We start from the raw sequence: 24,913 nt of genomic DNA on the forward strand, positions 1-24,913 counted from the left end.
GGCCAGGCGGTCGGCGCCGGGGGTCGGGGGATCGGCGCCCGGGGCAAAGCGGTCGGCACCGGGGGTCGAGGGATCGGCGCCCGGGGCAAAGCGGTCGGCACCGGGGGTCGAGGGATCGGTGCCCGGGGCCAAGCGGCCGGCGCTCGGGCTCGGCCGGTCGGTGCCCAGGGCCAGACGGCCTCCGCTGGGGTTCGGGCGCGCGGCCCTCGGAGCCAGGCGGCTGGCACTCGGGGCCAGGCGGCCGACACTCGGAGCCAGGCCGCCGGCGCTCGCGGAGAGCCGCAACCAACGCTGCTCGGCGGCCTGCCGGGAGGAGAGCCCGCACGCCTCCGCGATGGCGGCCCAGCTCACCCCGTCCTCGCGGGCACCCTCGATGAGCGCCCGCTCCATCCGGTCGAGGTGGGCCCGCAACGCGCCGAGCAGGGAGAGCCCGGCCAGCGCCGCCGGCGCCGACGGTCCGGCCGCGACGGCCGCGAGCACCTCCCGATGCCGGCGCACCGCCTCGGCTCCGGCGAGTTCCCCGCTCCCCGGAGCCGCCGGCAACGACGCCGCGCCGGCCGCCGCCGACACAGCCGCACCGGTGGCCGGCGGCGCAGCCGCACCGGTTGGCGGCGGCACAGCCGCACCGGCGGCCGGCCGGGCGGCCGCACCGGCGGCCGGTCGCGGGGCTGCGCCCGCGGCAGTCGCCGGGGACGCGCCGGTGGTCGGCCGCGGGTCGGGGACGCCCCCGTCCGGCCCGCCCGATGCCCGAGGTGACGAAAGGTTCGGCATCCGGCCAGCATCCCGGCGGCCACCGCACTAGTCAATGAATCGTTGACAAATGCGAGAACAGACCACGTCCCCGGCAGCCCACCCAAGGGAAATGGGACATGCCTGAGAGTCATAAGAATGACCCTCAGGCATGTTGGTTGAAACGTGGCGTCGCCCTTACCAGATCGCCGCACCCGGACCATCGCCCCCAGGCCACCGCCGGCCAGGCCACCGCCACCCAGGCCACCGCCGGCCAGGCCACCGCCACCCGGGCAACCGCCGCCCGAGCCACCGCCTGCCAGGCCGAGAGGCGAGCGGCGAGCGGCGAGCGGCGAGCGGCTCAGTTTCCGCGCACGATGGCGGGCCGGCGGCCCCGGGTGGAGACGAACTGGTACGACATGGCGGCGAAGTCGGGGTTGGCGGTCAGCTCGCGGAAGGCCCGCAGCTGCCCGATCGACAGCCCCGCGGCCAGCAGCTCCGGTTCGAGCTGGCGGGAGTTGGTGGCGTGCAGGGACAGCCCGGACGAGCCACCCGGCCAACTCTGCGAGTGGGTCACCGTGTCCACGTTCACGAGCCCGGCCTGGCACATGGCGGTGTGTACGCCCTGCGCCCAGTCCATCGAGGCGCCGTGCGACTGCAGCACGCCCAGGATGGTCTCCATCACCTGGGTGAACAGCTTGGCCGAGTCGTCGTCGGGGGCCGCGAGCACCCGCAGCGGGGTGGAGCAGTCGAACTCCTCGATCACCAGCCAACCGCCCGGCGCCAGCGTGCCGACCAGCTTGCGCAGCACCCGCTCTCGTTCCGGCAGGTGCAGCAGCAGCAACCGGGCATGGATCAGCTGGAACGGCCCTCCGGGCGGCGGGTCGGTGCGGACGTCGTGCCGCCGGATCACCATGTTGGGCCGGGCCTCGAGGTGTTGCGGATCCAGGTCGGTGGCCACCACCAGGCCCTCGGGGCCGACCGCGTCGGCCAGGAACCGGGCCACCGATCCGCCGCCCGCGCCCACCTCCCAGCACGTCGCGCCGGGGCGGACCAGCGGCGGGGTGAGCCGGCGCGCGGTCACCGGGTCCAGGAAGGATTCCAGCGCGGTCATCTGCGCGCCGACCTGGGGTGAGGCGTTGTCGAAGGTGTAATCGAGGTCGATGGACATGCCTACCTCCTGGGGAAGGGTCGCGCGGGATGTTCGGCCCCCGCGCCGGCCGCCGCGGCGGGCGTCGACCCGTCGCTCAGGGAGTTCCCGCCGGCCGCCGGCCGGTCGGTGCCGAGGCTCAACATCTCCTCGACGGGGGCGAGGTCCACCCGGACCTCGTCGGCGGGGTGGTCGTACACCAGCCGGCCGTACTCCAGCACGGCCACCCGGTCGGCCACCTGCAGGGCGTGGTGCAGTTGCTGCTCCACCAGCAGCACGGTGAGGCCGGTGCCGGCCAGCTCCGCAACCAGCTCACGGATCCGGGCCGCCAGTCCGGGCGCGAGCCCCTCGCACGGCTCGTCCAGCAGCAGCACCCGCGGCTGGGTGAGCAACGCGCGGGCGATGGCCAGCATCTGCTGCTCCCCGCCGGAGAGCTGATCGCCCCGGTGCCGGGACCGCTCCCCCAGCCGGGGCAGCAGGTCCAGCACCCGCGGCACGGTCCACGCGCCGTCGCGGCGCCGGCCCCGCGCCGACGTCTCGGCCAGGGTCAGATGCTCGGCCACGGTCAGCCGGGGAAAGACCCGGCGGCCCTGCGGCACCAGCCCGATGCCGGCCCGGGCCGCCTTGTGCGGCGGCAGGCCGGCCAGCTGCGCGCCGTCCAGCTCGATCGTCCCGGCGTACGGGGTGAGCAGCCCGGCGATCGCGTGCACCAGCGTGCTCTTGCCCGCGCCGTTGCGCCCGACCAGCGCCTGCACGCTCCCGGTGGCCACCTCGAGGCTGACCTCGTGCAGCGCGATCCCGCCGTCGTACCCGGCGACCAGCCGGTCCACCCGGAGCATCAGCTGACTCCCGCCCCGAACGCCTGTTGCAGCGCCGGCGCCACCCGGATCTCGGCGGGCGGACCGGACGCCAGCACCCGGCCGTCGCGCAGCACGGTCACCACGTCGGTGAGGCTGTACACCAGGTCCAGCCGGTGCTCCACCAGCAGCACGGCCACGGTCCGGGGCAGCTCCGCGATGAGCCCGACGAGCCGCTGGGTGTCGCTGGCCGACAGGCCGGCTGCCGGCTCGTCCAGCAGCAGCAGCCGCGGACGGCCGGCCAGGGCCATGGCGATCTCCAGCTGGCGGCGCTGCCCGTGCGACAGGTGCCCGGCCGGCCGGGCCGCGTGCTCGGCCAGCCCGAGCCGATCCAACAGCTCGGCCGCCGGCCGCCGCACCCGCCGGCCGTACCGGCCCGGCCACCAGGAGCCGCGCCCGGCGTGCGGCAGCGCCGCCACGGCCACGTTGTCCAGCACGCTGAGGCTGGGCCACACCGCCGGTCGCTGGTGAATCCGGCCGATGCCGAGCCGGGCCCGCGGGGCCGGACCGGTGGCCGTCACGTCCACTCCGGCGAACCGGATCCGGCCCCCATCCGGCCGTTGCGCGCCGCCGATGAGGTCCAGCAGGGTGCTCTTGCCGGCGCCGTTGGGGCCGATGAGCGCGTGCCGCTGCCCGTCGGCGATCCGCAGGTCGACCCGGTCGACCACGGTGAGCGACCCGTACCGCCGGGACAGCCCCTCGGCGGCGAGGAGTTCGGTCATGCGCCGGCCTCCTGCCCCGCGCCGCCGCCGGCCCGGGCCGCCAGTCCGGGCCGGCCCGGCCGCCCGCGCCGCAGCCGGCCCAGGTAGCGGCGCAGCGTCGGGTTCGAGCCGCCGAATCCGTTCGGGAACAGGTACGCGGTGGCCACGAACGCCGCGCCCAGCACCAGCGGGGTGTAGCCGGGCAGCACCCCGGACAGCCAGTCCCGGGACGCGATGACCAGCGCCGCGCCGACCAGCGCGCCGGTCATCGACGCGGCCCCGCCGATCACCACACCGAGCAGCAGCAGGGCCGAGGTGTCGAAGTCGAAGTCGGCCGGTGAGACGTACTGCTGCACGGTGACCAGCAGCGAGCCGCCCACCCCGGCCACGGCGCCGGCCAGCACGTACGCCCCGGTGAGGTAGGCCGGCACCGGATGCCCGCTGGCGCGCAGCCGCCGCTCGTCGTCGCGCCCGGCCCGCAGCACCGCGCCGGCCGGGGTGCGCAGCACGGCCGCCACGAGCAGCAGCACCACGGCCACCACGGCCAGCGTGTAGAGGTAGCGGGCCCGGTCGGTCTCCAGCAGCGGCGCGCCCCAGAACGGGCGCGCCGGGGAGAGCGTGGCCAGCCCGTCGCTGCCGCCGGTGACCGACCGCCAGCGGCTGGCCGCGGTGCCCACCAGCTCACCGATGGCCAGCGTGATCATGAGCACGACCACGCCCCGGGCGTGCACCACCAGCGGGACGGTGAGCAGGCCGAACAGCGCCCCCGCCGCGGCGCCGACCGCCAGCAGCACCACCGAAACCTGCTGGCCGTGCCCGGCCAGCAGCGCGCAGCAGTACGCCCCGGCGGCGTACGGGGCGGTCTGGCCGAGCGTGGGCAGCCCGGCCACCCCGGTGAGCAGCGCCACGCTCATCCCCACCAGACCCAGCACCAGGGTCCGGGCCAGCAGGGAGGTGCTGTAGTCGTCGGCCGTCCAGGGCACCGCCAGCGCCGCCACCACCAGCACGGCCCCGACGATCCGGCGGACGAGCCGGGACCTCATCGCGCCACCCGGCGCCACACCGGTCCGCGGGACCGCAGGGCCAGCGTGCCGGCCATGGCCGCGAACAGCAGGAAGGGCGCGGCCGAGGGCAGCACGGCCACGCCGAGGGTCTGGATCTCCCCCACCGCGAGCGCCGCGAGCAGCGTGCCGCCCACCGAGCCGATCCCGCCGAGCACGACCACCACCAGCGAGAGCAGCAGCACCGTCGCGGCCGTGCCGGGTCCCGGCGCGATGATCGGCGCGCCGAGCACCCCGGCCACCCCGGCCAGCCCGCCGGCCACGGTCAGCACCCCGAGCCGGACCCGGGACGGGTTGACGCCCAGACAGGCCACCATCTCGGCGTCGTCCACCGCGGCCCGGACCAGCATGCCGGCCCGGGTCCGGGCGACGACCAGCCAGAGCAGGACCGCGAGCAGGCCGGCCACCCCGATGAACACCAGCCGGTACGCCGCATAGCGGTGCCCGGCCAGCGACACCCCGCGGTCGAGCGCCACCGGCACCGTGATGGGCAGCTCGTTCGGGCCGAACAGGCTCACCAGCAGGCTCCCGCCGGCCAGCGCGGCCCCGAAGGTGAGCAGCGCCTGGGTGAGGTGGTTGCGGTCGGCGACCGGGGCGAGCAGCCCGGCCACCACGCCGCCGGCGCCCGCCGAGGCCAGCCCGCCGACCAGGACGGCCAGCAGCAGGCCCGGCCACCCGCCGTTCATCAGTGCCGCGGCCGTGTAGGCGCCGATGGCGAACAGCGTCCCGTGGGCGAGGTTGAGGATGTCCGCCACGCCGAAGCAGAACACCAGCCCGGCGGCCGCCACGAACATCAGCAACCCGTACGCCACCCCGTCCACGGCGGGCACGACGTACGCGTCGAGCGGACCGGCGGCGAGCGCCGTCATCACTGCCCGACAGTCGCCAGGTCACCGACGACCGTGTTGGACAGCGCGCGGCCGTCCTGCCGGACCTGCCGCAGGTACCACTTCTGCACCGGCGAGTGGGTCGTCTTGGAGAACTGCCAGGTGCCGCGCGGGCTGTTGATCTGCCCCAGGCCGCCGATGGCCGCGTTGATCGTCTGCGCCGTGGGCTTGTCGCCGGCCGCGCCGATGGCCCGGTCGAGCACGGCCGCGGCGTCGTACGAGGCCATCGCGTACGTGGTGGGCGAGCCGTCGTGGTTGCCCTTCCAGCCGGCCACGAAGGTACGGTTGTCCGCGTTGTCGAGGTCGGGCGAGTAGTTGAGCACCGAGTAGATGTTGCGGGCCGCCGGGCCCTGCGCGTTGAGCACGCCGCCCTCGGTGAGGAAGCCCGCCGCGTACAACGGGATGTCCTTGGCCTCCGACTGCGCGTACTGCTTGACGAAGTCCACCGCCGCGCCGCCGGCGTAGAACGTGTACACCGCGGCCGCGCCGGACGCCTTGATCTGGGCGAAGTACGGGGTGAAGTTGGTGGTGGCCGGGAACGGCGTCCACCGGGTCTTGCCGTCGGGGTTGGCCAGCTTGCCGCCGGCCCGGGTGTACGCGTCGGTGAAGCCCTTGAGCTCGTCCCAGCCGCCCTGGTAGTCCGGGCCGATCGAATAGACGGTCCCGTTCACGCTGTCCTTGATGTGCGGGGCGATCGCGGCGCCCGGCTCCTCGGACAGGTACGACGTGTGCCAGATCCAGGTCACGTCCTTGAGCTCGGGGCGGGCGTTCGACCCGATCAGCGGCACCTTGGCCTGCTCGGCGAGCGGCGCCACGGCGGCCGCCGAGCCGCCGCCCACGATGCCGGTGAGCGCAACGACCTTGTCCTGCTTGAGCAGCTTGTTGGCGGCCGGTACGGCGGTGGGCGCGCCGTCGCCCTCGTCGGCGATCACGAGTTGCACGGGGTGGCCGCCCAGCTTGTTGCCGTGACTGGACAGGTAGAGCTGGAACCCGTCGCGGATGTCCGTGCCCACCGCCTGGTACGTCCCGGACAGCGAGGCGAGCAGGCCGATCTTCAGGGTTTCCGAGGAACCGCCCCCGGCCTTGTCGGCGCAGGCGCTGACCGTGAGGCCGAGGGCGACCAGCGCCGCGGTGAGCACCCGACGGCGCTGGCGGTGCGTTGCAGGCATGTCGTCTCCAGGAGAAATGAGGGGAAGCGGTCGTCGAACGTCATGGGCAGGGTGGGGTCCCGCCGCGCGAGGGGTGGTCGGCGGTCAGCGGCCGCGTGCCATCGCGGCCCGGGCGGCCGGGGTCAGCACGTCGCCGATCTGGTTCGCCAGCTCGGCCATCTCGTAGGAGACCTTCCCGACGTCGCAGGTCGGCGACGCCAGCACGAGCAGCGAGGCGCCGTCGTTGAAGGCCATCGAGAACATGAAGCCGCCCTCGAGCTGGGTGACGTTGGAGATCACCGCACCCGCCTCGAAGAAGTTCGCGGCGCCGCGGAGCAGGCTCACCAGCCCGCTGCCGGTGGCGGCGAGCTGGTCGGCCCGATCCGGGGGCAGGCTCCGGGTCGCGGCGACCATCAGCCCGTCGCTGGAGATGGCGACGGCGTGGCTGACCTCGGGGACCCGCTCGGCGAAGTTGTCCAGCATCCAGCCGAGATCCTGATGGTTGGTCACCTGCTGCTCCCTGTGGCGTCACTGCTTGCGGAGATGGTGGCGGCCGCCGCCGGACGGCGGGTGGTCACCCCACGGGCGTACGCGGCCATCGCGTTGGCCACCTGGGTGGGGTCCCGGCGCTCCGGCTGGCTCTGCCCGGACATGTCGATCGCGCCCGGCACGAGGTGCCGCTGCGGTTGCCGCCGCGGCAGGCCGGAGGAGGTGGTGTCGACCACCTGCGGACTGGTCGCGGCCGAGGCCACCCGCCAGCCGTCGTCGGCCGGCGAGGCCCAGCCCGTGCTCGCGAACCCGCGTACCCGGTCGGCCTGGAACCAGTTGTTGACCTGCTGGAAGATCACCAGCTCCTCCGTGGGATCGTCGGCGCGGCCGGCGGCCCGGAACACCGGGGCGACCCGCGGTGGCCGCTGTTCCGGCTGCCCGGCCCGGGGCGCGCCGGCCGGGACGCCCGGCCCGGCGTACACCGGCGGCGGTCCGGCGGGCGCCGGCGCCGGGCCGGCGGGTCCGGCCGGCGCGGTGGCGGGTCCGGCCGGACCGGGCCGGCGGCTGGACGGGCCGGTCCCGATCGCCGGTCGCCCGGGACGCTCGCCGGGACGTCCGGACCGGTCCATGACCCGGCTGGGCCGCTCGGCCACCTTGCCGGGGCGCTCGGCCAGCCGTCCGGGGGCGATCGTGTACTCCTCCGGGGGCAGCGACCGGGTCAGGGTGGCCGGCAGCGCCACCTCGGCGATGGTGCCGAGCCGCGGCCCGGGCCGGAGCTGCACGCTGACGCCCAGCCGGCGCGCCAGCTGGCCGACCACCACGAGACCCATGGCCCGCACGGCCGCCACGTCGGTGTCGGGCGGGTTGCGCAGCAGCTCGTTGAGCTGGTCGATGCGGCGGGCGGACAGCCCGACGCCCTCGTCGCTGATCTGCACGACCACCCGGTCGCCGAGGCTGCGCGCGGTGACCCAGGCCTCCGTCTCCGGCGGCGAGTACGCGGTGGCGTTGTCCATCAGCTCCGCGAGCAGGTGGACGACCTCGTCGACCTTCTCCGCCACCACCGCCACGTCACCGTCGACCACGCCCAGCCGGATCCGCGGATACAGCTCGATCTGCGAGAGCGCTGCCTGCAGCACCTTCTGCAGCGGTACGTTGTCGTGCCGCACCCGGCCCACGCCGGCGCCGCCGAGCACCAGCAGGCTGGAGTTGATCCGGCCCATCCTGGTGGCCAGGTTGTCCAGCTTGTACAGCTGCTGGAGCCGTTCCGGGTCGGTCTCGTCCCGCTCCACCAGGTCCACCTGGGCCAGGACGGCGTCCACCAGGCGCTGCTCGCGGCGGCTCAGGTGCACGAAGATGTCCGCGGTGTTGGCCCGCATCACCGCCTGCTCGGCGGCGGTCCGCACGGCGGCCCGGTGCACCGCCGTGAAGGCCTGGCCCACCTCGCCGATCTCGTCCTCGCTGGACGGGTCGATGGCCGTGGCGGACTGCTGCGCCAGCTCCTCCGGGTCGACGCCGGAGCTCTCTGTGCTGCGCAGGCTGGCCACGGTCGCGGGCAGCTGGTCGAAGGCCACGGTGTTGGCCGCGTCCCGCAAGCGGTGCAGGCGCCGGGTGATCTGCCGGGCCACCAGCCAGGTGACCAGGATGGTCAGCAGCAGGGCCAGCACCACGCCGGCCGCCTCGGCGAGCGCCCGGCGCCGCTGGGCGTCCCGGTCGGCCCGTACGTCGTCCAGCACGGCCGCGTCGACGCGCTGCTGCACCTCGAACAGCCGGGCCGACCAGTCCTGGGTGGCCGCGATCCAGGCGCCCGCGTCGAGCCGCATCCGGGCGCCGGGCTGGGCCCGGGAGACCTGGTCCTGCAGGCGTTGCAGGGCCAACGCCTCCTCGCCGCTGCCGGCCCGCTCCCACCAGGAGGCCCACTCGGGCCGGGCCAGGTCCAGGAAGGACAGGCTCGCGTCGGTGAAGCTGGCGCGGGCGGCCGTGATGTCCTGCTGCATGGCCGCGGTGAGCTGCCCGGCGGCGAGCGCCCGCAGCACGGCCACCTGCTGCTGGCCCACCGCCTCACCGGTCTCGGCGAGCGCGGCGGAGGCCCGGATGGCGTCCGCGACCCGCGCGTTCACCACGCCCTGGGCCAGGCTCTCCCGGTAGCCGAGCAGGTCGGCCACCACGATCCGGTAGCTGAAGGTCATGGCGGAGACGCTGGCGTGCGCCGCCGTGCGGACCTGGGCCCGCAGCGACGCCAGGCCGGCGAGTTCGTTGTCGATCCGGGACAGCGCGTCCCGCAGGTTGTCGGGGATGGCCGGCAGCCGGCCACGGTCGGTGCGGTACCTGGTGGCGATCCCGTCGGTGTCGCTCACGGCGCGAGCGAAGTCGTCCTGCTGGGTCGGCGAGTCGGAGCTCAGCAGGTCGGCGGCGGCGGCCCGTTCGCGCTGGAGGCGGTACGCGAGGCCACCCGCGTCGGCGCCGAGGCGAGTGAGCGCCTCGAGGTTGCCGGCCCGTACGGTCTGCCGGGCGCTGTCGGCGAGCGCCAACCCGGCGAATCCGATCACGGCCACCAGCGGGGCCGCGACGATGAGACGCATCCGGGCGGCAATCTTCCAACCCCGCCGGCGCGGCGGGTAGGGCCGGACCGCGTGGGATCTGGTGTTCGACGCCAAGATTCACCCCACGAGTTATCGGCAAATTTCCATCTGCTTGTTGCGGTCAGCAAATCCCATTGCGCCGGATGCGCGGGGCGGGAGCCAGGGTTCCGCGTGGTACAAACAGCTCGTACCAGCATCTGTACCCAAGCGATCACGCTGTGTTGCCGCCGGGCGGTCCGGACGACCCCGGTGGCCCCGTCCGGATCCCGCCGCCGTCTGCGGCGGCGGGCCCCCCGCTCACCGCCCGGCCGGGTTGGCGGCGCGCGGGCGCACCGCGCCGTCGCGGGGGCGACGGGGTGCCGGGATGGGCGACCGGCCGGTGGCGGGTCGCGGCGCCGCCGGCCTCACCTGCTCGCGCAGGATCTGGCCGACCAGCTCCCGAAGTTCGTCGATGGCCGCCGCCACCGCGCCCGGGTCGGTGCCTACCGGGCCGGCGCCGACCGGGTCGGCTGGCCCGGCCGCAACCGCGGGGGCGAGACCGGCCACCACCGCGGCGTCGAGACCAGCCGCAATCGCGGCGTCGAGACCGGCCGCGATCGCGGCGTCGGGCCCGGCCGCGCCGGGCGGCCCGCCGTCGACCCCCGGACGCGCGCCGGCCACCCTTCGGGTCGGCGCGGTCCGCGGCCGACCAACCGGTAACCGCGCCACCTCGGCGCCGCGCGGCCCGCGCCGGCCGTCCGCGGCCAGCTGCTCGACGGCCACCCGCGGCCAGAGGTCCGCCAGTTGGCCGCCGGTGTCCAGCGCCTCGTCGCAGCGTACGGCGAACTCGCAGCTGCCGTACCGGCGTCCTGATTCGACGGCGGCGACGGTCTCCCGGCTGAATCTGATCCGTTCGGCGAGGGCCCGCTGTGTCATGCCCTGCCGGATCCGCCACCGCCGCAGCTCCCAGCGGAACTGCCGGCTGGCGATCGATTCCGCCGCAGCACACGGGGACGCGCCGTCCATGCGCTCACCTCCGGGCATCAGCGCTGCCGCCGGATGGTTGATCTGGTTGAGATCGGCGGCGCGGCAGAGCATTGGCCGGGGCCAATTCTTATCCCTGGACGGCGCGGGTGTGAAGGCGTACGGGCGAAAATGTTTGATCGACTCGTGAAAATGCGCCATTTCTGGCGTCACCGCCGATCGCGGACCGAACGGCCGGCCCGCGGGTTTTACCCGGTCAACGGCCGGGACCACCCGCGGGCCGGCGTCCACGGCCCGTTTTGCCGGTACGGGCCGGGGCTGTTCGGGCCAGACCCGTTCGGGCCGGTGGCGGCCCTGCCATCGCTATGCGGCCTCCGCGCCCGACAGGAGCACGCCGCCACCCGCGCGCAGTCCGGCCGGCACCTCGATATCGATGACCGCGGGAAGTTCGCGATGCGCTCGAAATGCAAAGTTCGGTTTGTAGGAGCGAACATATCCGGGGGCCAGCCGGAGCCCGGGAATGGCGTCGGTGAGCCGGCGCAGCGCGACCACCGCCTCCAATCGGGCCAGCGCCGCTCCGATGCAGAAATGCGGACCGTAACCGAACGACAGGTGCTCCCGGCCGCGCCGCTCCGGGTCGAACGTCTCCGCGTCCCGGTAGACGGCCGGATCCCGGTTGGCCGCGCCGATCAGCAGCAGACACCGGGCGCCGGCCGGGATCGTGACGTCACCGAAGGTGACCGGCTGGAGCGTGAGCCGGAGCCAGCCGTCGATCGCCGGGGTGAGCCGGAGGGTCTCTTCGACGAAGCCGGGCGCCCGGGACGCGTCGGCGACCAGCCCGAGCCACCGATCCGGCTCCGAGAGCGCGAGATCCAGCACGTGCGCGAGCAGGCCCGCGGTGGTCTCGTGCCCGGCCACCAGGAGGTTGAACGCCATGCTGGCCACCTCGTCCTGGGTGAGCACCTCGTCGTCGCCGCCGCGGTAGGCCAGCGCCCGGCTCACGAAGTCGGCGCCGTCGTGCCCCTGCCGCACCCGCAGCGCCACCATGTCCTGGCAGTACCGCCAGAACTCCAGCAGCCCGCGCGCGAGCCGCACCTGGTCCGCCGGACCCGGCTGGCCCCAGACCAGCGCGATCTGGTCGTCGGACCACGCCTTGATCCGGCCGAAGTCCTCCTCCGGCACCCCGAGGATGTCCAGCACGACCCGCAGCGGCAGGTTGGCCGCGAACTCCCGGACCAGATCGACCTGTTCGCCCTGCCGGGCCGTCAGCCGGGCCACGAGCTCGTCGACGCGGTGCCGGACGATGTCGCCGTACTGCGCCTCGACCCGGCGGTCGGTGTTCGCGAACGTGGCCCGCAACGCCCGGCGGGTACGCGGGTGCGTCGGCGGATCGGCGGCCGCCGTGACCGGTGGCGCGTCGATGTTCGCGAACACCGCCAGCGCCTCCGGCGTCGGGTTGTACGCCGGCAGCAGCGTTAACGAGTTCGCAAAGATCGTCGGGTCGCCGAGAGCCCGGCGGACGAATTCGTATCGCGTGATCAGCCAAAGACCCAGGTCCTCGGCGAAGTAGGCGCCCGACCCCTCATCCAGAAGGCGCCGCCAGATGATCCCCGGATCGGTGAGATAAGCACCAGAGAATGGATTGAGTTGCATGGCCGGCTCCCCTTTGCCGTGAGCTGACAGGCATCGTCAACTCGAGAGCCGGACGTGAACCGGATCCGAATTGCCGCCCCGCCGCCCTTGCCGCCGCTGTTGCTACCTACGGTGCACCTTTGGTTACGCCAAGTCAATACATTCGTGCCCATCATTCAGGATGGAGTGCCCTCGAGGCAATGAACGGATGATCGAGGCAAGCAATTCTCACCATTCATTTGTGAAGTTGTACTCCGCAACTTGCCGAATCGATCTCTTAACCAACTCCCCTCCCTGCTCCGGCCCGCCGAGCTTGCACTGTTGACCCCGCAAAGGGCACAAAGGCCCCGAAAGAGGGGCTCGACGTGCAAGATCAACGAGGTGGGGCGCGGGGAGCGGCGCGAAATTACTCGGCCCGGGGTGTCCAGGGGGGCGGGGGGCGTTCGTCCCTACAGTGAGGTCCGGCGGTCCGCGCCGGGCGCCACCTGAGCAGGAGGAGCACGCGATGCCCATGTACCTCGCCCTCACCTACACCCCCGACGTCGACTGGTCGGAGCCCGGCCATGAGGATGAGATGAAGGAATACCGGGAGTTCGGCGACGCCGCGGCGGCCGTCCTGCGCGGCGGGCACGCGCTGTATCCCACCGCCACCGCCACCACCGTCCGGGTCACCGGCGGCAAGGGCGGCGACGTCGTCGCCACCGACGGCCCGTACGCCGAGACCAAGGAGGCGCTGACCGGCTACTACCTGCTGGAGTGCGCCGACCTGGACGAGGCCGTGGCGATGGCCGCGCGGATCCCGGCGGCCTGGAACGGCGCCGTCGAGGTCCGTCCGGTCATCCAGTTCGCCGAGGCGTGATGCCGGCTGCCGGTGACGCGGTGGCGCGGCTGGTCCGCACGGAGGGCGCCACGGTGCTCGCCACGCTGGTCCGCGTCACCGGCAGCGTCGACCTGGCCCAGGACGCCGTGCAGGACGCGGTCGTCCGGGCGCTGGAGACCTGGCCCCGGGACGGCGTGCCGGGCAATCCGCGCAGCTGGCTGCTGGTCGCCGCCAAGCGGCGGGCCGTCGACCTGATCCGCCGGGAGGCGCGACGCCCCGGCAAGGAGGCGGCCGCCGTGTCCCTGCTCGACCCCGAACCGCAGCCCGAGCCGCCCGAGGTGGTCCGCGACGACCTGCTGCGGCTGGTGTTCACCTGCTGCCACCCGGCCCTCGCGCTGGACGCGCAGGTGGCACTGGCCCTGCGTACCCTCGGCGGTTTGTCCACCGTGGAGGTGGCGCGGGCGCTCCTGGTGCCCGAGGCCACCATGGCGAAGCGGCTCACCCGGGCCAAGCGCAAGATCTCCCAGGCCCGGATCCCCTACCGGGTGCCCCCGGCCGAGGAACTGCCCGGCCGGTTGGCGGGGGTGGCCGGCACTATCTACCTGATCTTCAACGAGGGCTACGCGGCCACCGCCGGCGCGGACCTGCTGCGACGCGGCCTCACCAGCGAGGCCGTCCGGCTGGCCCGGCTGCTCGTGGAGCTGATGCCGGACGAGCCGACCGCGCTCGGCCTGCTGGCCCTGTTGCTGCTGACCGATGCCCGGAGCCCGGCCCGGGTCGACGCGAGCGGCCGCCCGGTGCTGCTCGCCGAGCAGGAGCGCGACCGGTGGGACGCCGCCATGATCCGGGAGGGCGTCGAGATGCTGGGGCTGGCCCTGCGCCGCACTCCGGACCGCCCCGACCCGTACGCGGTGCAGGCCGCCATCGCGGCCTGCCACGCCCTCGCGCCGACACCGGCCGACACCGACTGGGCCGCCGTCGTCTCCTGGTACGACGTCCTGCTCACCGTCCGGGACACCCCGGTGGTACGCCTGAACCGCGCCGCGGCCGTGGCGGAGCGGGACGGCCCGCTGGCCGGGCTCGCCCTGGTCGACGCCATCGACGGGCTCGCCGGATACCCGTGGTGGCACGCCAGCCGGGCCGAGCTGTTGCGCCGGCTCGGCCGGCCCGAGCCGGCCCGGGCCGCGTACCGCCGGGCCCTGGAGCTCGGGATGAACGGACCGCAGGCGGACCACCTGCGCCGCCGGCTCGCGGAGCTGCCCGGTGGTTAGGCGCCGACGTCAGGGCACCAGGACGGCCGCGCCGTTCACCCGGTCGGCGGCCAGGTCGGCCAGCGCGTCGTCGGCCGCGTCCAGCGGGTACGGCGTGGTGCTGACCCGCAGCCGGTGCCGGCCGGCGAGATCCAGCAGCTCCCGGGCGTCGGCCCGGGTGTTGGCGGTGACGCTGCGCAGGGTCCGCTCCTGGAACAGGTGCCGCTGGTAGTTGAGCGCCGGGATGTCCGACAGGTGGATCCCGGCCACCGCGAGCGTGCCGCCCCGGTCCAGCGCGGCCAGCGCCACCGGCACGAGGTCGCCGACCGGCGCGAACAGCACGGCCGCGTCCAGCGGCTCGGGCGGCGCGTCGTACGCGTCACCCGCCGACGCGGCGCCGAGGCCGAGCGCCAGCTCCCGGGCCGCGGCGGCCCGGGTGAGCACGTGCACCCGAGCGCCCTCGGCCACCGCCACCTGAGCGGTCAGGTGCGCCGAGGCGCCGAAGCCGTAGACGCCCAGCCGCCCGCCGGGCGGCAGCTCGGCCCGCCGCAGGGCGCGGTAGCCGATGATGCCGGCGCAGAGCAGCGGCGCCACCTCCGCATCGGAGTACCCGTCCGGCAGCCGATGCACGTAGTCGGCCGGTGCGGTCGTGTACCCGGCGTACCCGCCGTCGGCGTCCCAGCCCGTGTACCGCGACTGCGGGCAGAGATTCTCGGCCCCGCGCCGGCAGTACCGGCACGTTCCGCAGGTCCGGCGCAGCCAGGCCACCCCCACCCGGTCCCCCACGGCGAACCCGGTGGCGTCCGGACCGAGCGCGGCCACTCGGCCGACCACCTCGTGCCCGGGCACCACGGGTGACCGGTGCGGCGGCAGATCCCCGGTCACGACGTGCAGGTCGGTGCGGCAGACGGCGCAGGCGGCCACCTCGACGAGCAGCTCACCGGGGCCGGGCTCGGGCACCGGCCGGTCCACCTTTCGGAGCGGCCGGCCGGACAGCGGACCCGGATCCGTCACCTGCCAGGCCGTCATCGTCGCCATCCAGCCATCATCGCCCGGCCCCGACGGCCGGCTGCCCGCGCCTCGCCGCGCAACGTATCGTGCTGTTTCCCGACCTAGAGCGTTTGTTGATCTCCATTGAGGGCGAAGAGGAATTCATGTTGGATGGCAAACGCTTCGTGGCCCGGGCGCGCGTGCCCGGCCGACCACCGCGCCGCAGCACGCGCCCCGCGGCCCGGGGCGTGGCGGCCAAACCGGATGTGGAGACCCAGCTCCTGCAACCGCCCGATGTGACCTCCGCCATCTTCGTCGACCACAGCGGCCGGCGCGGCCGCCGGCTGCGCTGGCTCGTATACCTCGTGCTGGCCCTCGTGCTGCTGCTGCTCGGCGGCCTGTGGCTGACCCAGGCTGACATCCTCGGCCTCAACTGGCCCGGCTGATGGCGATCTGGCGCGGCGGGGAGCGGGTGGCAGACACCGGCGCCATCGAGCTGCCCACGGCGCCCCGCCGCCGGTCGCGGCTGAGTTGGCGCAGCGGCCGGCGCTGGGTGCTGGCCGCCGTGGCCACCGTGATCCTGCTCAACATCCTCGTGGTCGGGGCGTACGCCAACTCGCGCTTCACGCCCGACAACACCGGCTACCACGAGGGCGCCGGCAACGGCGTACCGGCCGCGGTCCGGGACGGCGGTCCGGTGGTGGACGACCGCGATGGCCGGATCGCCACGGCCCGGATGCCGGCCAAGACCATCGCGCTCACCTTCGACGACGGCCCGGATCCGGTGTGGACGCCGCGGATCCTCGAGGTCCTGGACCGGTACGACGCCCCGGCCACCTTCTTCGTGCTCGGCTCGGAGGTCAGCCGCAACCCCGATCTGGCCCGGTCGATGGTCCGGCAGGGCCATGAGCTCGGCATCCACACCTTCACCCACCCACAACTCGTCGAGGTGCCCGCCTGGCGGCGCCGGCTGGAGCTCGCGCAGACCCAGGCCGCCATCGCGTACACCACCGGGGTGCAGACCTCGCTGGTCCGGCTGCCCTACTCCAGCGGGGTCGACGCGCTGGACGACGCCGGCTGGCCGGTGGTCCGCGAGGCCGCCAGGTGGGGCTACGTGTCGGTGTTCGAGGACACCGACAGCCAGGACTGGGCGCGGCCCGGCCCGGACGCCATCATCCGGAACGCCACCCCGCAGGGCGACCGGGGCGCCGTGATCCTGCTGCACGACGCCGGCGGTGACCGGGCGCAGACGGTGGCCGCGCTGGAGCGGTTCCTGCCGGAGATGAAGCGCCGCGGCTACCGGTTCACCACGGTGTCGGCCGGGCTCGGCGGCTCGGTGCCGGCCACAACGTCCACGACGGTCGACACCGGCGAGAAGGTGCGCGGCGGGCTGCTGGTCTGGGCCATCCGGGTCGCCGACGACACCCTCCGGGCGCTCTGGGTGCTGCTCATCCTGGTGGGCGTGCTGACCCTGCTGCGTACGCTGCTGCTGTTCTTCTTCGCGCTGCGCCACTCCCGCCGGCGCCGCGCCCCCGAGTGGCGCTGGGGCGAACAGGTCACCGAGCCGGTGACGGTCATCGTGCCCGCGTACAACGAGCGGGCGACCATCGCGGCCACCATACGGACGCTGGCCGCCAGCACCCACCCGGTCGAGGTGCTGGTGGTGGACGACGAGTCCGACGACGGCACCGCGGACGAGGCGGAGGGGCTCGGCCTGCCCAACGTCCGGGTGGCCCGGGTCCCCGGCGGCGGCAAGGCCACCGCGCTGAACACCGGCGTGGCACTGGCCCAGCACGACCTGCTGGTGATGGTGGACGCCGACACGGTGGTCGAGCCGGACGCCATCCACCGGCTCGTGCAGCCGTTCGCCGACCCCGAGGTGGGCGCGGTGGCCGGCAACGTCAAGGTCGGCAACCGGCGCCGGCTGATCGGCCGGTGGCAGCACATCGAGTACGTCATCGGCTTCAACCTGGACCGCCGGCTCTACGACACGCTGAACTGCATGCCCACCATCCCCGGGGCCCTCGGCGCGTTCCGCCGGCAGGCGGTCCGGGAGGCCGGCGGGCTGAGCCGGGCCACGCTGGCCGAGGACACCGACCTCACCATGGCCGTGCACCGGGCCGGCTGGCGGGTGGTGTACGAGGAGAGCGCGGTGGCCAGGACCGAGGTGCCGGACACGGTCCGCCAGCTGTGGCGGCAGCGGTACCGCTGGAGCTACGGCACCATGCAGGCCATCTGGCGGCACCGCCGGGCCATCGTGGAGCGTGGACCCTCGGGCCGGTTCGGGCGGCGGGGACTGCCGTTCATCACCCTGTTCTCGGTGTTGCTCCCGCTGCTCGCGCCCCTGCTGGACATCCTCGCGGTGTACGGGCTGTTCTTCCTCGACCGCAAGGAGACGGTGATCGCCTGGCTCGCCGTGCTGGTGATCCAGGTGGTGACCGCGGTGCTCGCCTTCCGGCTGGACCGGGAACCGCTGCGGCCGCTCCTGGTGCTACCGCTGCAACAGCTGGTCTACCGGCAGATCATGTACCTCGTGCTGCTGCACTCGGCGGCCACGGCGCTGACCGGCGGCATGCTGAAGTGGCAGAAGCTGCGCCGTACCGGCGAGGTCGCGGTCGCCGCGTCGCCCTGACCCCGGCCGTCCCGACCCCCGGCCGCGCCGCCGACCGGCTCGCCGCCAGCCGGTGGCGGGCGGCGGGTCGGTCGGCGGGTCGACGGCCGGTGATGGGCCGGCGGCGGGCCGGTGGGAGTCAGCGCTCCGCCAGCTCGGACGGCAGCTCGACCGGAACGGCCGCCCGGTCGGCCAGCTCGGCCCGCATGGCGGCGATCCGCCGGCGCAGCTCGACGACCACGTCGCCGAGCGGCACCGCGGTGACCGCGCCGGTCGCCCGGTCCCGCACCTCCGCCACCCCGGCGGCCAGGCCCCGCGGGCCGATGGTGACCCGCAGCGGCAGGCCGATGACGTCGGCGTCGGCGAACTTGACGCCGGCCCGCTCGTTCCGGTCGTCGAGCAGCACCTCGACCCCGGCGGCCCACAGCTGCGCGTAGAGCCGCTGGGCCACCGCACCGGCCGCCGACTCCAGGTCGTCGAGCAGGGTGAGGTGGACGTCGTACGGCGCCACGGTGACCGGGAGCCGCAGCCCGTGCTCGTCCCGGTGCTCCTCGGCGAGGCAGGCCAGCAGCCGACCCACGCCGATGCCGTAGCAGCCCATCACCACCGGCCGGCGCCGGCCATCGGCCGCCAGGAAGGCGGCGTCGAGGTCGGCCGAGTACCGGCTGCCCAGCTTGAAGATCTGCCCGACCTCCACGCCCCGGGTGGTGCGCAGCGGCTGGCCGCACGCCGGGCAGCCGTCCCCGGCCCGGGCCGCGGTGATGTCCCCGACGTGGTCGACGTGGTAGTCCCGGCCCGCCGTGACGCCGCGCAGGTGGTAGCCGGCGCGATTGGCCCCGGCCACCAGGTCCGTCGAGCGGGCGACCAGGTCGTCCACCACCACCGTGGCGCCACGCACCCCGATCGGCGAGCCGTACCCGGCCACGGCGCCGATCCCGGTGATCTCGTCCGCGGTCATCGGGCGCAGCTCCGCGGCCCGGACCAGATTGCCGATCTTGGTCTCGTTCGCCTCCATGTCGCCGCGGACGACCGCCACGACGTACTCGGTCCGGATCGTGCCGTCCGCCTCCTCGCGGTCGGCGGCCAGGAAAACGGCCTTGGCGGTCCGGTCCGCCGGCACGCCGAGGTGGGCGCTGAGCGCGGCGATGGTGGTGGCGCCCGGCGTGTACACCTCCGCCGGCGCGGCGTCCGCGGCGTCCGCTGCCGGACCGGAGGTCGCGGCGTCCGCGACCGGCCCGGAGGCCGCGGCGTCGACGGCCGGCGCCGGCTTGCGGAAGGTGGCCACCTCCCGGTTCGCGGCGAAGCCGCAGCCGGCGCAGAGCAGCAGGGTGTCCTCGCCCACCGGCGTGAGGTACATGAACTCGTGGGCCATGCTGCCGCCCATCATGCCCACGTCGGACAGCACCGCCCGGACCGGCAGCCCACAGCGCCGGAAGATGGCGAAGTACGCCCGGTACTGGGCCCGGTACCGCACCGCCAGGCCGGCATCGTCCGCGTCGAAGCTGTACGCGTCCTTCATGATGAACTCGCGGACCCGGATCAGGCCGGCGCGCGGCCGCGCATCGTCCCGGAACTTGGTCTGCAGCTGGAAGACCAGCCGCGGCAGCTGCCGGTAGGACTCGATCTCCGATCCAGCGAGGAACGTGACCAGCTCCTCGTGCGTCATGGCGAGCACCATGTCGCGGCCCCGGCGATCGTGGAACCGGGCGAGCTCCGGCCCGATCCGGTGGTACCGCCCGGACCGCTTCCACAGCTCGGCCGGGTTCACCACCGGCATCGAGAGCTCCTGGCCGCCGATCCGCTCCATCTCCTCGCGCAGCACCCGCTCGATCCGGCGGATGGTGCGCCAGCCGAGCGGCAGGTAGGCGAAGATGCCCTGCCCGACCTGGCGGACCATGGCGGCCCGCTGGAGCATCCGGTGCCCCTCGGACTCCGAGTGGCCCGGCGCGGTGTGCAGGGTTGCGCCGAACATGGCCGACATCCTCATGGGAACTGCCTCACAATCTCGTCACGCTGCACCGGTGGGCGGCCCGCGGGCAGCCGGCATCGCCGTGCGGCCGGACCGGCCGGGCGGCGGGAATGTCGCGGACCGCCGGGGTACGCCGGTCGCGCGGTGGCGGGCCGAGAGAGACCCGCGAATCAACGACGGTCGCGGGCGGAGCGCCCGCGAGTCAGGAACGGTGGGTGCGCGGCGGCGCCGGTGGGCGCGGGGCCGGGCGGGGCAGCGGTGCCGGCGGGCTCACCGACGAGGACGGATGCCGTCTCTCAGCGAGGCGCCGGCAGGCTAGGTCGGGACGCCGGTCGGCGGGAGCGCCGGGCGGGCATGCCGCGCCGCGCCTTGCCGCTCATGGACGTCGCCTCCAGCATCGGCACACCATAGCGGACCCCGGCCGGCCGGCGGCACCGCTTTACCGGGCCGGGCGCGCAGCCTCACCGGGCCGGGGCGTCGGCCGTGGCGGCGGCCCTTCGGGCGGCCGCCGGCAGCCAGGACGCGTTCATGATCAGCGTACGGGCCTGGGCCGGCACGAACACGCCGTTGCTGCGGTCGTCGCCGCACGGCCCGTCGGTCTCGCCCGGGTTCTTCACCCAGAGCAGCGCGGCCACCCGGTCCAGGCCGGGGTCGGTGGTCGGCGGTCGGCCCAGCCCCTGCCGGGCCGTGTTGCACCAGTCGTCGTCAGCCGGCGGCGGCAGCCCGTTGCGGGACGTGTCGATGACGGCCTCCCGGTCGCCGACCAGCTTCGACACCTCGACCGCCCAGGAGTGGCTGGCCGCGGTGGGCTGCCGGTTGGAGACGTTCACCGCGAACCCCTCCGCCTGGTCGATTCCGGCCTTACGCAGCCGGCGGCCCGTCTCGGCGGGGTCGTTCCAGCGCGAATGCCCGGCGTCGAGGTAGACGTAGTGGTGGGCCTCCGCCAGCGTGCGCACGGTGCGGGTCAGCAGGGCGGCGCGGGCCTTGTCGAAGCAGTCCGACGCCACCGCGTCCGGCTCCAGCACGATGGCGCTGCGGGTGTCCCCCAGCGTCCGGACCACGTCGCGGATCCAGCGGTCGTACGCCCCGGCGTTCGGCGCGCCGCCGCCGGAGCAGTCCAGGTCGGGGATCCAGTACAGCGCCAGCACCGGCAACGCGTGCTGGCGGCGGGCCGCGGCCAGCATCGGCACGAGATCCGGTACGTCCTCCGGACCGGTCACCCAGCGCACCTGCGGGGTACGCACGATCGGGTCCAGCCAGCCGGCCCGATGCTGCTGCTGCCAGTCGGCGGCGAGGGTGTCGGTGTCCAGAAACAGGCGGGCACCGCGGAACGGATGGCGCAGCGGCGCGTACGACGGCTCGCCGCCCCGGTCGGCCGCGCACCCGCCGATCGTCACGGTCAACAGGGCAGCCATCACGCTTCGCAGCAGGCGGTAACCGGTCATCGAGGTCCAGATACCCAGCAGACCACCCGACTCAATCCCGCCGACCCGCCCGCCTCGGCGCGCCGTCGTGCCCGCCCGCGTCGGGGCGCGGTCCTAACTTCCGCCGGGTGCCCCGGCGCCGGCCCGGACCGCGACCAGGAGGATTGCCCACTTCGTGGCCTGGGTATTTGCCTCATGACAGCAATCCCCCCACCTCGAAAAGGAGGCTGTCATGGGTATCGGCGTCAGCATCTTCCTGCTCGCCCTGGGCGCCATCCTGGCCTTCGCCCTGAACATCGACATCGCCGGGATCGACGTCCACGTGATCGGCTGGATCCTCATGGCGGCCGGCGTGATCGGGCTGATCATGACCGCGCTCATCTGGGGTCGCCGCCGGCAGGTGGTCGCCCCGGCCGAGACGGTCGAATATCGCAGCACCGAGCCGGTGGAGTATCGGCGCGAGGCCCCGCCGCTGTAAGGACCGCGAGCGGACGACGGGATTCGAACCCGCGACCCTCACCTTGGCAAGGTGATGCGCTACCAGCTGCGCTACGTCCGCACGCCCGGCGAACCGGACTGGTGAAACTTTACCGTACGGCAAGATCGCCCAGGCGCCTGCCCCGCGACCCCGCCTCGCCCCGGCGGTGGCCGCGGGGCGGCGCCAGTTTCACACCGCCGTCATCGCGGGAAGCAGCCCGAGCGTCTCCAGGCGACCGTAAGCGGCACGAACATGCTCTGCGGTGAAGAGCCGAGCCTTACGGCCGCTCCCGGCCGAGCGCAGGTGCTTCAGGAGTTCGGCCCGCCGAGCCGGCGTCCGGACGACGTATCCGAGCACGAGTTCGAGCGGGAACTCCCTATGGACGAGCAACTCAGCGGCCCGTCGCCGCATCCGGTCCGGGTCCTCCGGCACGTTGACGCGCCGCGGGCGACCCTGAGGTTCTGCTGCCGGGCGGGATCCGGGAAGGGTCAGGGATCGGTCCCGATGCCGCTCGGGTGGTCCGGGCGGGACGCTGGAACAACCAACGTTCCGCCCGAGGGAAGCGAAGACCATGAACACCGTGTACGAATCGTTCCACCGCCAGGGTCTGGTCCGGCCGCGCGACGGTCGGGTGCTGGGCGGGGTCTGCGCCGGTCTGGGCCGGCGGTTCGGCCTCGACCCGTGGCCCGCCAGGCTGCTCTTCGTGCTCGTGCTGTTGCTGATCCCCGGCAGCCAGATCCTGATCTACCCGGTGCTGTGGATCCTGATGCCCGCCGAGACCACGGTGGCCGGCCCGGCCGCACTCAGCACGCCGGCCGGACCCGCCACGCCCACCGGCTGGACCACCCCGCCGGCCCCGACCGCCTGAGCATCGACCCCGGATCCCAGCCGCGCACGCGGCGGGTCCGGACCGGGCCGGGCAGCCCGGCCGCGCCGAGTGGTACGCCGGTGACCTCAAGGGGACCGACCCCGCTGAGGTCACTGGCGTACCACCCACTGCTCCCCGCTCGGGCGTGCCCGGGCACCGGCAGGAAGGCAACGCCCGTCGCGGCGGGGTGCCGGTGGGCGCGCGCGGCGGTATCGTCGTCCGGCGTGACCGGCGCCCCGTACTCGCACTGCTCCTACTGCGGCACCGCCTATCCGGCCGGTGCCGGCTGGCCCCGGGCCTGCGTGGCCTGCGGCCAGCTGGTCTGGCGGAACCCGCTGCCCGTGGCGGTCGCCATCCTGCCGGTACGCACCGACGACGGGCTCGGCGTGGTGGTGCAGCGCCGCGACATCGAACCGGCGCGCGGCCTCCTCTCGCTGCCCGGCGGCTTCATCGAGTACGGCGAGGACTGGCAGGACGCGCTGGTCCGGGAGCTGCGCGAGGAGACGAACCTGATCGCCGACGCGGACGCCGTACGCCTCTACTCGGTGCTCAGCGCGCCCGCCGGCGGCTCCCTGCTGATCTTCGGCGAGCTGCCCGAGGTGTCGTACGACGATCTGCCGCCGTCCCGGCCCACGGAGGAGTCGACCGAGTGGCTGGTCCTCACCGAGCCGGCCGAGTTGGCCTTCTCCACCCACTCTGACGTGCTGGCCGACTTCCTCGCCCGGCACCGCGCCTGACCGTCGGCCCGCGAGCGCACGGCGGCAGGCCGACGGCGTCGCCCCCGCGCCCGCTCGTCGGCGTCACTCGCGCACGGGCGCCAGGCCGATCCGCCGGCTCGACTCGGCCAGCACCCCGGCCAGTTCCGTCGGGATCGTCCGTGCCGGTCGGCCAGGGCCGCCGATGCCGGCGCTAGCCTTCCCGGTGCAGGTCGGGCACGTCGGGAAGCTGCTCGAACCCGGCCGACCGGTAGGCGGCGACGCCGCCGACATTGGCGCTCGGGGTGCAGACGGTCGCGCTCGACGAGCCCATCTCCCGCACAGCGGCCGCCGCGGCCAGGGTGATCGCCCGGCCGTGGCCACGGCCCCGATGGTCGCGGTGCACACCCAGCGGCTCCAGCAACCCCGGACGTCCCGGACCGGCGGACCACACCGTCGCGGCGGCCACGGCGGCGTCCCGCTCGTCGTACGCGACCAGGCAGCGGGCGTCCGCATACGCCGGACCGGCGGCCATCGTCCGCCAGCGCTCCTCGGTGAACGTCGAGTTGTCGAAGGACGCCCGCTGGACGGCGCACCGCACCGGCGCCTCCGCCGGGCCGGTCACCTCGATCCGAAGGCCGCAATCCGGCACCGGCTCGGTCAGGGCGCGCCGCAACGGTGTCCACGGTTCACCATCGGTCCATCCGACGTCGAACAACATCCTCTTGAGCAGCGCGCCGGACCGGGCCTCGACGGAGACACTTCCCGCTGGCAGGACGCCGCGCTCCGGCTGGTTCACGTCGGCCGCAAGCTGCCCTGCGAGCTCCTCGTCGTGCTCGGCTTCCGGGTCGACGGCGAGCCGTAGCACCTCGCTGTCCAGGGTCCCGAGGGCGAGAATCCGTCCGTCCCGGCTCCAGGTCCGCAACGCCACGGCCGCCGCCTCGGCGCCGAATCGCCACTGCCAGCCCAGATCCCCCGGATGCAGCTGCACCGGCGCCCCGTCGTACTGCCATTCCCGCAGCACGCGGACGACCTCGCCCAGCTCGACGACTCCCGGCTCACTCAGCATGATCGGCATCCACCGATCAAACACGGTGAGGCCACGCGAGCGGAAACGATTTCCGGGCGAGCGGAGCCGCGGCGTCAGCCCACCGGGCCGATGTGCGCGGCGAGGATCCGCCACCCCAGGTGGTCGTCCCGGACCCACGTCCGGGTGTAGCGCAGTCGCGCCGCGAACGGCTCTCCGGCGTACGTCCCGCGGACCGTGCCGAGGAAGAAGGTCACCCCGGTGGACCCGTCGACCAGCACCTCGAGGGACTCCTCGACCAGGTCCTCGATGACCGACGTCCGGTCCCGGTGCGCCCGCAGGTCGTCGGCCTTGGTGGCCCGGCTCCCGTCCGGGCCGACGGCGACAAGCCGATCGTGCAGCAGCCGGTCCAGCGCGGCCACGTCGCCGGCGCGCTGCGCGGCCTGGAGCCGCCGTTCCGCCGCGATCAGCTCGGCGTCGATGAGCTCGGACCGGTCGTCGGTCATGGCCGCTCCTCCCATCCGGATCGCCCCAGTGTCCCGCCAACCGGGGCCGCCACGCCGCCGGCACGCCCGTGCCGCCGGC

Annotated in this window: 22 protein-coding genes, 1 tRNA gene and 2 pseudogenes; 7 read left to right on the forward strand and 18 right to left on the reverse strand. The window is 74.3% G+C overall.

The window, feature by feature from the left end; translation table 11 throughout:
- From ACFFHU_RS04950 to ACFFHU_RS05000, 11 genes and pseudogenes are all read right to left on the reverse strand, one after another.
- Positions 1-498 (reverse strand): annotated as a pseudogene (locus ACFFHU_RS04950) (hypothetical protein); the annotation flags it as partial.
- Positions 499-1,090: 592 nt separating this feature from the next.
- Positions 1,091-1,900: a class I SAM-dependent methyltransferase gene (locus tag ACFFHU_RS04955; protein WP_377336166.1), complete on the reverse strand. Its 810-nt coding sequence runs from the start codon at positions 1,898-1,900 to the stop codon at positions 1,091-1,093.
- A gap of 2 nt (positions 1,901-1,902) precedes the next feature.
- Positions 1,903-2,640: pseudogene (locus tag ACFFHU_RS04960) on the reverse strand (ABC transporter ATP-binding protein); the annotation flags it as partial.
- Positions 2,641-2,717: 77 nt separating this feature from the next.
- Entirely contained in the window at positions 2,718-3,458 is a 741-nt protein-coding gene (locus ACFFHU_RS04965) for an ABC transporter ATP-binding protein (protein WP_377336170.1), read from the reverse strand.
- Complete coding sequence (locus tag ACFFHU_RS04970; protein WP_377336172.1) at positions 3,455-4,480, reverse strand: branched-chain amino acid ABC transporter permease; 1,026 nt, start codon at positions 4,478-4,480, stop codon at positions 3,455-3,457. Before ACFFHU_RS04970 ends, ACFFHU_RS04965 begins: the two co-directional genes overlap by 4 nt.
- The gene (locus ACFFHU_RS04975; protein WP_377336174.1) at positions 4,477-5,367 is read right to left on the reverse strand and encodes a branched-chain amino acid ABC transporter permease; all 891 of its coding nucleotides are present in this window, start codon (positions 5,365-5,367) and stop codon (positions 4,477-4,479) included. The genes ACFFHU_RS04970 and ACFFHU_RS04975 overlap by 4 nt, the downstream gene beginning before the upstream one ends.
- Positions 5,367-6,554 carry an ABC transporter substrate-binding protein gene (locus ACFFHU_RS04980; protein ID WP_377336176.1) on the reverse strand — a complete coding sequence of 396 codons (1,188 nt, stop codon included), beginning with the start codon at positions 6,552-6,554 and terminating at the stop codon, positions 5,367-5,369. Before ACFFHU_RS04980 ends, ACFFHU_RS04975 begins: the two co-directional genes overlap by 1 nt.
- 84 nt (positions 6,555-6,638) lie before the next feature.
- Positions 6,639-7,043 carry a roadblock/LC7 domain-containing protein gene (locus ACFFHU_RS04985; protein WP_377336179.1) on the reverse strand — a complete coding sequence of 135 codons (405 nt, stop codon included), beginning with the start codon at positions 7,041-7,043 and terminating at the stop codon, positions 6,639-6,641.
- Positions 7,040-9,601, reverse strand: coding sequence for a sensor histidine kinase (locus ACFFHU_RS04990; RefSeq protein ID WP_377336181.1), 2,562 nt, complete (start codon positions 9,599-9,601; stop codon positions 7,040-7,042). The genes ACFFHU_RS04985 and ACFFHU_RS04990 overlap by 4 nt, the downstream gene beginning before the upstream one ends.
- Before the next feature lie 297 nt (positions 9,602-9,898).
- Positions 9,899-10,606 (reverse strand): helix-turn-helix transcriptional regulator, encoded by a 708-nt coding sequence (locus ACFFHU_RS04995; RefSeq protein WP_377336183.1) that lies wholly within the window; start codon positions 10,604-10,606, stop codon positions 9,899-9,901.
- A 321-nt stretch (positions 10,607-10,927) separates the two neighbouring features.
- Positions 10,928-12,217 (reverse strand): cytochrome P450, encoded by a 1,290-nt coding sequence (locus ACFFHU_RS05000; protein ID WP_377336185.1) that lies wholly within the window; start codon positions 12,215-12,217, stop codon positions 10,928-10,930.
- 484 nt (positions 12,218-12,701) lie between these two features.
- Between ACFFHU_RS05000 and ACFFHU_RS05005 the strand changes: the two genes are divergently transcribed.
- Together ACFFHU_RS05005 and ACFFHU_RS05010 are read left to right on the forward strand one after the other, a co-directional pair.
- Complete coding sequence (locus ACFFHU_RS05005) at positions 12,702-13,055, forward strand: YciI family protein (protein ID WP_377336187.1); 354 nt, start codon at positions 12,702-12,704, stop codon at positions 13,053-13,055.
- Positions 13,055-14,287: an RNA polymerase sigma factor gene (locus ACFFHU_RS05010; RefSeq protein WP_377336189.1), complete on the forward strand. Its 1,233-nt coding sequence runs from the start codon at positions 13,055-13,057 to the stop codon at positions 14,285-14,287. Before ACFFHU_RS05005 ends, ACFFHU_RS05010 begins: the two co-directional genes overlap by 1 nt.
- A 9-nt stretch (positions 14,288-14,296) precedes the next feature.
- Here ACFFHU_RS05010 and ACFFHU_RS05015 read toward each other — a convergent pair whose 3' ends face one another.
- Complete coding sequence (locus tag ACFFHU_RS05015; RefSeq protein ID WP_377336191.1) at positions 14,297-15,304, reverse strand: zinc-binding alcohol dehydrogenase family protein; 1,008 nt, start codon at positions 15,302-15,304, stop codon at positions 14,297-14,299.
- A 59-nt stretch (positions 15,305-15,363) separates the two neighbouring features.
- On the opposite strand from ACFFHU_RS05015, the gene ACFFHU_RS05020 reads away from it, so the two are divergent.
- Together ACFFHU_RS05020 and ACFFHU_RS05025 are read left to right on the forward strand one after the other, a co-directional pair.
- The gene (locus ACFFHU_RS05020; protein WP_377336193.1) at positions 15,364-15,702 is read left to right on the forward strand and encodes a hypothetical protein; all 339 of its coding nucleotides are present in this window, start codon (positions 15,364-15,366) and stop codon (positions 15,700-15,702) included.
- Positions 15,702-17,888 carry a bifunctional polysaccharide deacetylase/glycosyltransferase family 2 protein gene (locus tag ACFFHU_RS05025; RefSeq protein ID WP_377336195.1) on the forward strand — a complete coding sequence of 729 codons (2,187 nt, stop codon included), beginning with the start codon at positions 15,702-15,704 and terminating at the stop codon, positions 17,886-17,888. The genes ACFFHU_RS05020 and ACFFHU_RS05025 overlap by 1 nt, the downstream gene beginning before the upstream one ends.
- Positions 17,889-18,006: 118 nt before the next feature.
- Here the strand turns inward: ACFFHU_RS05025 and ACFFHU_RS05030 are convergent, their stop codons facing one another.
- Together ACFFHU_RS05030 and ACFFHU_RS05035 are read right to left on the reverse strand one after the other, a co-directional pair.
- Positions 18,007-19,848, reverse strand: a complete 1,842-nt coding sequence (locus ACFFHU_RS05030; RefSeq protein WP_377337241.1) for a proline--tRNA ligase — start codon at positions 19,846-19,848, stop codon at positions 18,007-18,009.
- Positions 19,849-20,297: 449 nt separating this feature from the next.
- Positions 20,298-21,281: a glycoside hydrolase family 6 protein gene (locus ACFFHU_RS05035; protein ID WP_377336197.1), complete on the reverse strand. Its 984-nt coding sequence runs from the start codon at positions 21,279-21,281 to the stop codon at positions 20,298-20,300.
- Positions 21,282-21,492: 211 nt separating this feature from the next.
- Here ACFFHU_RS05035 and ACFFHU_RS05040 point away from each other — a divergent pair, with 211 nt between their 5' ends.
- A complete protein-coding gene (locus tag ACFFHU_RS05040) occupies positions 21,493-21,738 on the forward strand; it encodes a DUF6458 family protein (RefSeq protein WP_377336199.1) in 246 nt (81 codons plus the stop codon).
- A gap of 8 nt (positions 21,739-21,746) precedes the next feature.
- Here ACFFHU_RS05040 and ACFFHU_RS05045 read toward each other — a convergent pair.
- Together ACFFHU_RS05045 and ACFFHU_RS05050 are read right to left on the reverse strand one after the other, a co-directional pair.
- Positions 21,747-21,819: transfer RNA gene (locus ACFFHU_RS05045), tRNA-Gly, on the reverse strand.
- A 108-nt stretch (positions 21,820-21,927) separates the two neighbouring features.
- Positions 21,928-22,311 carry a DarT ssDNA thymidine ADP-ribosyltransferase family protein gene (locus ACFFHU_RS05050; protein ID WP_377337242.1) on the reverse strand — a complete coding sequence of 128 codons (384 nt, stop codon included), beginning with the start codon at positions 22,309-22,311 and terminating at the stop codon, positions 21,928-21,930.
- On the opposite strand from ACFFHU_RS05050, the gene ACFFHU_RS05055 reads away from it, so the two are divergent.
- Both ACFFHU_RS05055 and ACFFHU_RS05060 read left to right on the forward strand, forming a co-directional pair.
- Positions 22,310-22,606, forward strand: coding sequence for a PspC domain-containing protein (locus ACFFHU_RS05055; protein WP_377336201.1), 297 nt, complete (start codon positions 22,310-22,312; stop codon positions 22,604-22,606). The two genes, ACFFHU_RS05050 and ACFFHU_RS05055, sit on opposite strands and share 2 nt — an antisense overlap.
- Before the next feature lie 224 nt (positions 22,607-22,830).
- Positions 22,831-23,343 carry an NUDIX domain-containing protein gene (locus ACFFHU_RS05060; RefSeq protein ID WP_377336203.1) on the forward strand — a complete coding sequence of 171 codons (513 nt, stop codon included), beginning with the start codon at positions 22,831-22,833 and terminating at the stop codon, positions 23,341-23,343.
- A 172-nt stretch (positions 23,344-23,515) separates the two neighbouring features.
- Here ACFFHU_RS05060 and ACFFHU_RS05065 read toward each other — a convergent pair whose 3' ends face one another.
- Positions 23,516-24,379, reverse strand: a complete 864-nt coding sequence (locus ACFFHU_RS05065; protein ID WP_377336205.1) for a GNAT family N-acetyltransferase — start codon at positions 24,377-24,379, stop codon at positions 23,516-23,518.
- Between the two features lie 65 nt (positions 24,380-24,444).
- Positions 24,445-24,834 carry a nuclear transport factor 2 family protein gene (locus ACFFHU_RS05070; protein ID WP_377336208.1) on the reverse strand — a complete coding sequence of 130 codons (390 nt, stop codon included), beginning with the start codon at positions 24,832-24,834 and terminating at the stop codon, positions 24,445-24,447.
- Between the last annotated feature and the right edge of the window lie 79 nt (positions 24,835-24,913).

Origin of the sequence: Plantactinospora siamensis (assembly GCF_042434095.1) — a bacterium.
In the GTDB taxonomy this organism is placed as follows: Bacteria; Actinomycetota; Actinomycetes; order Mycobacteriales; family Micromonosporaceae; genus KBS50.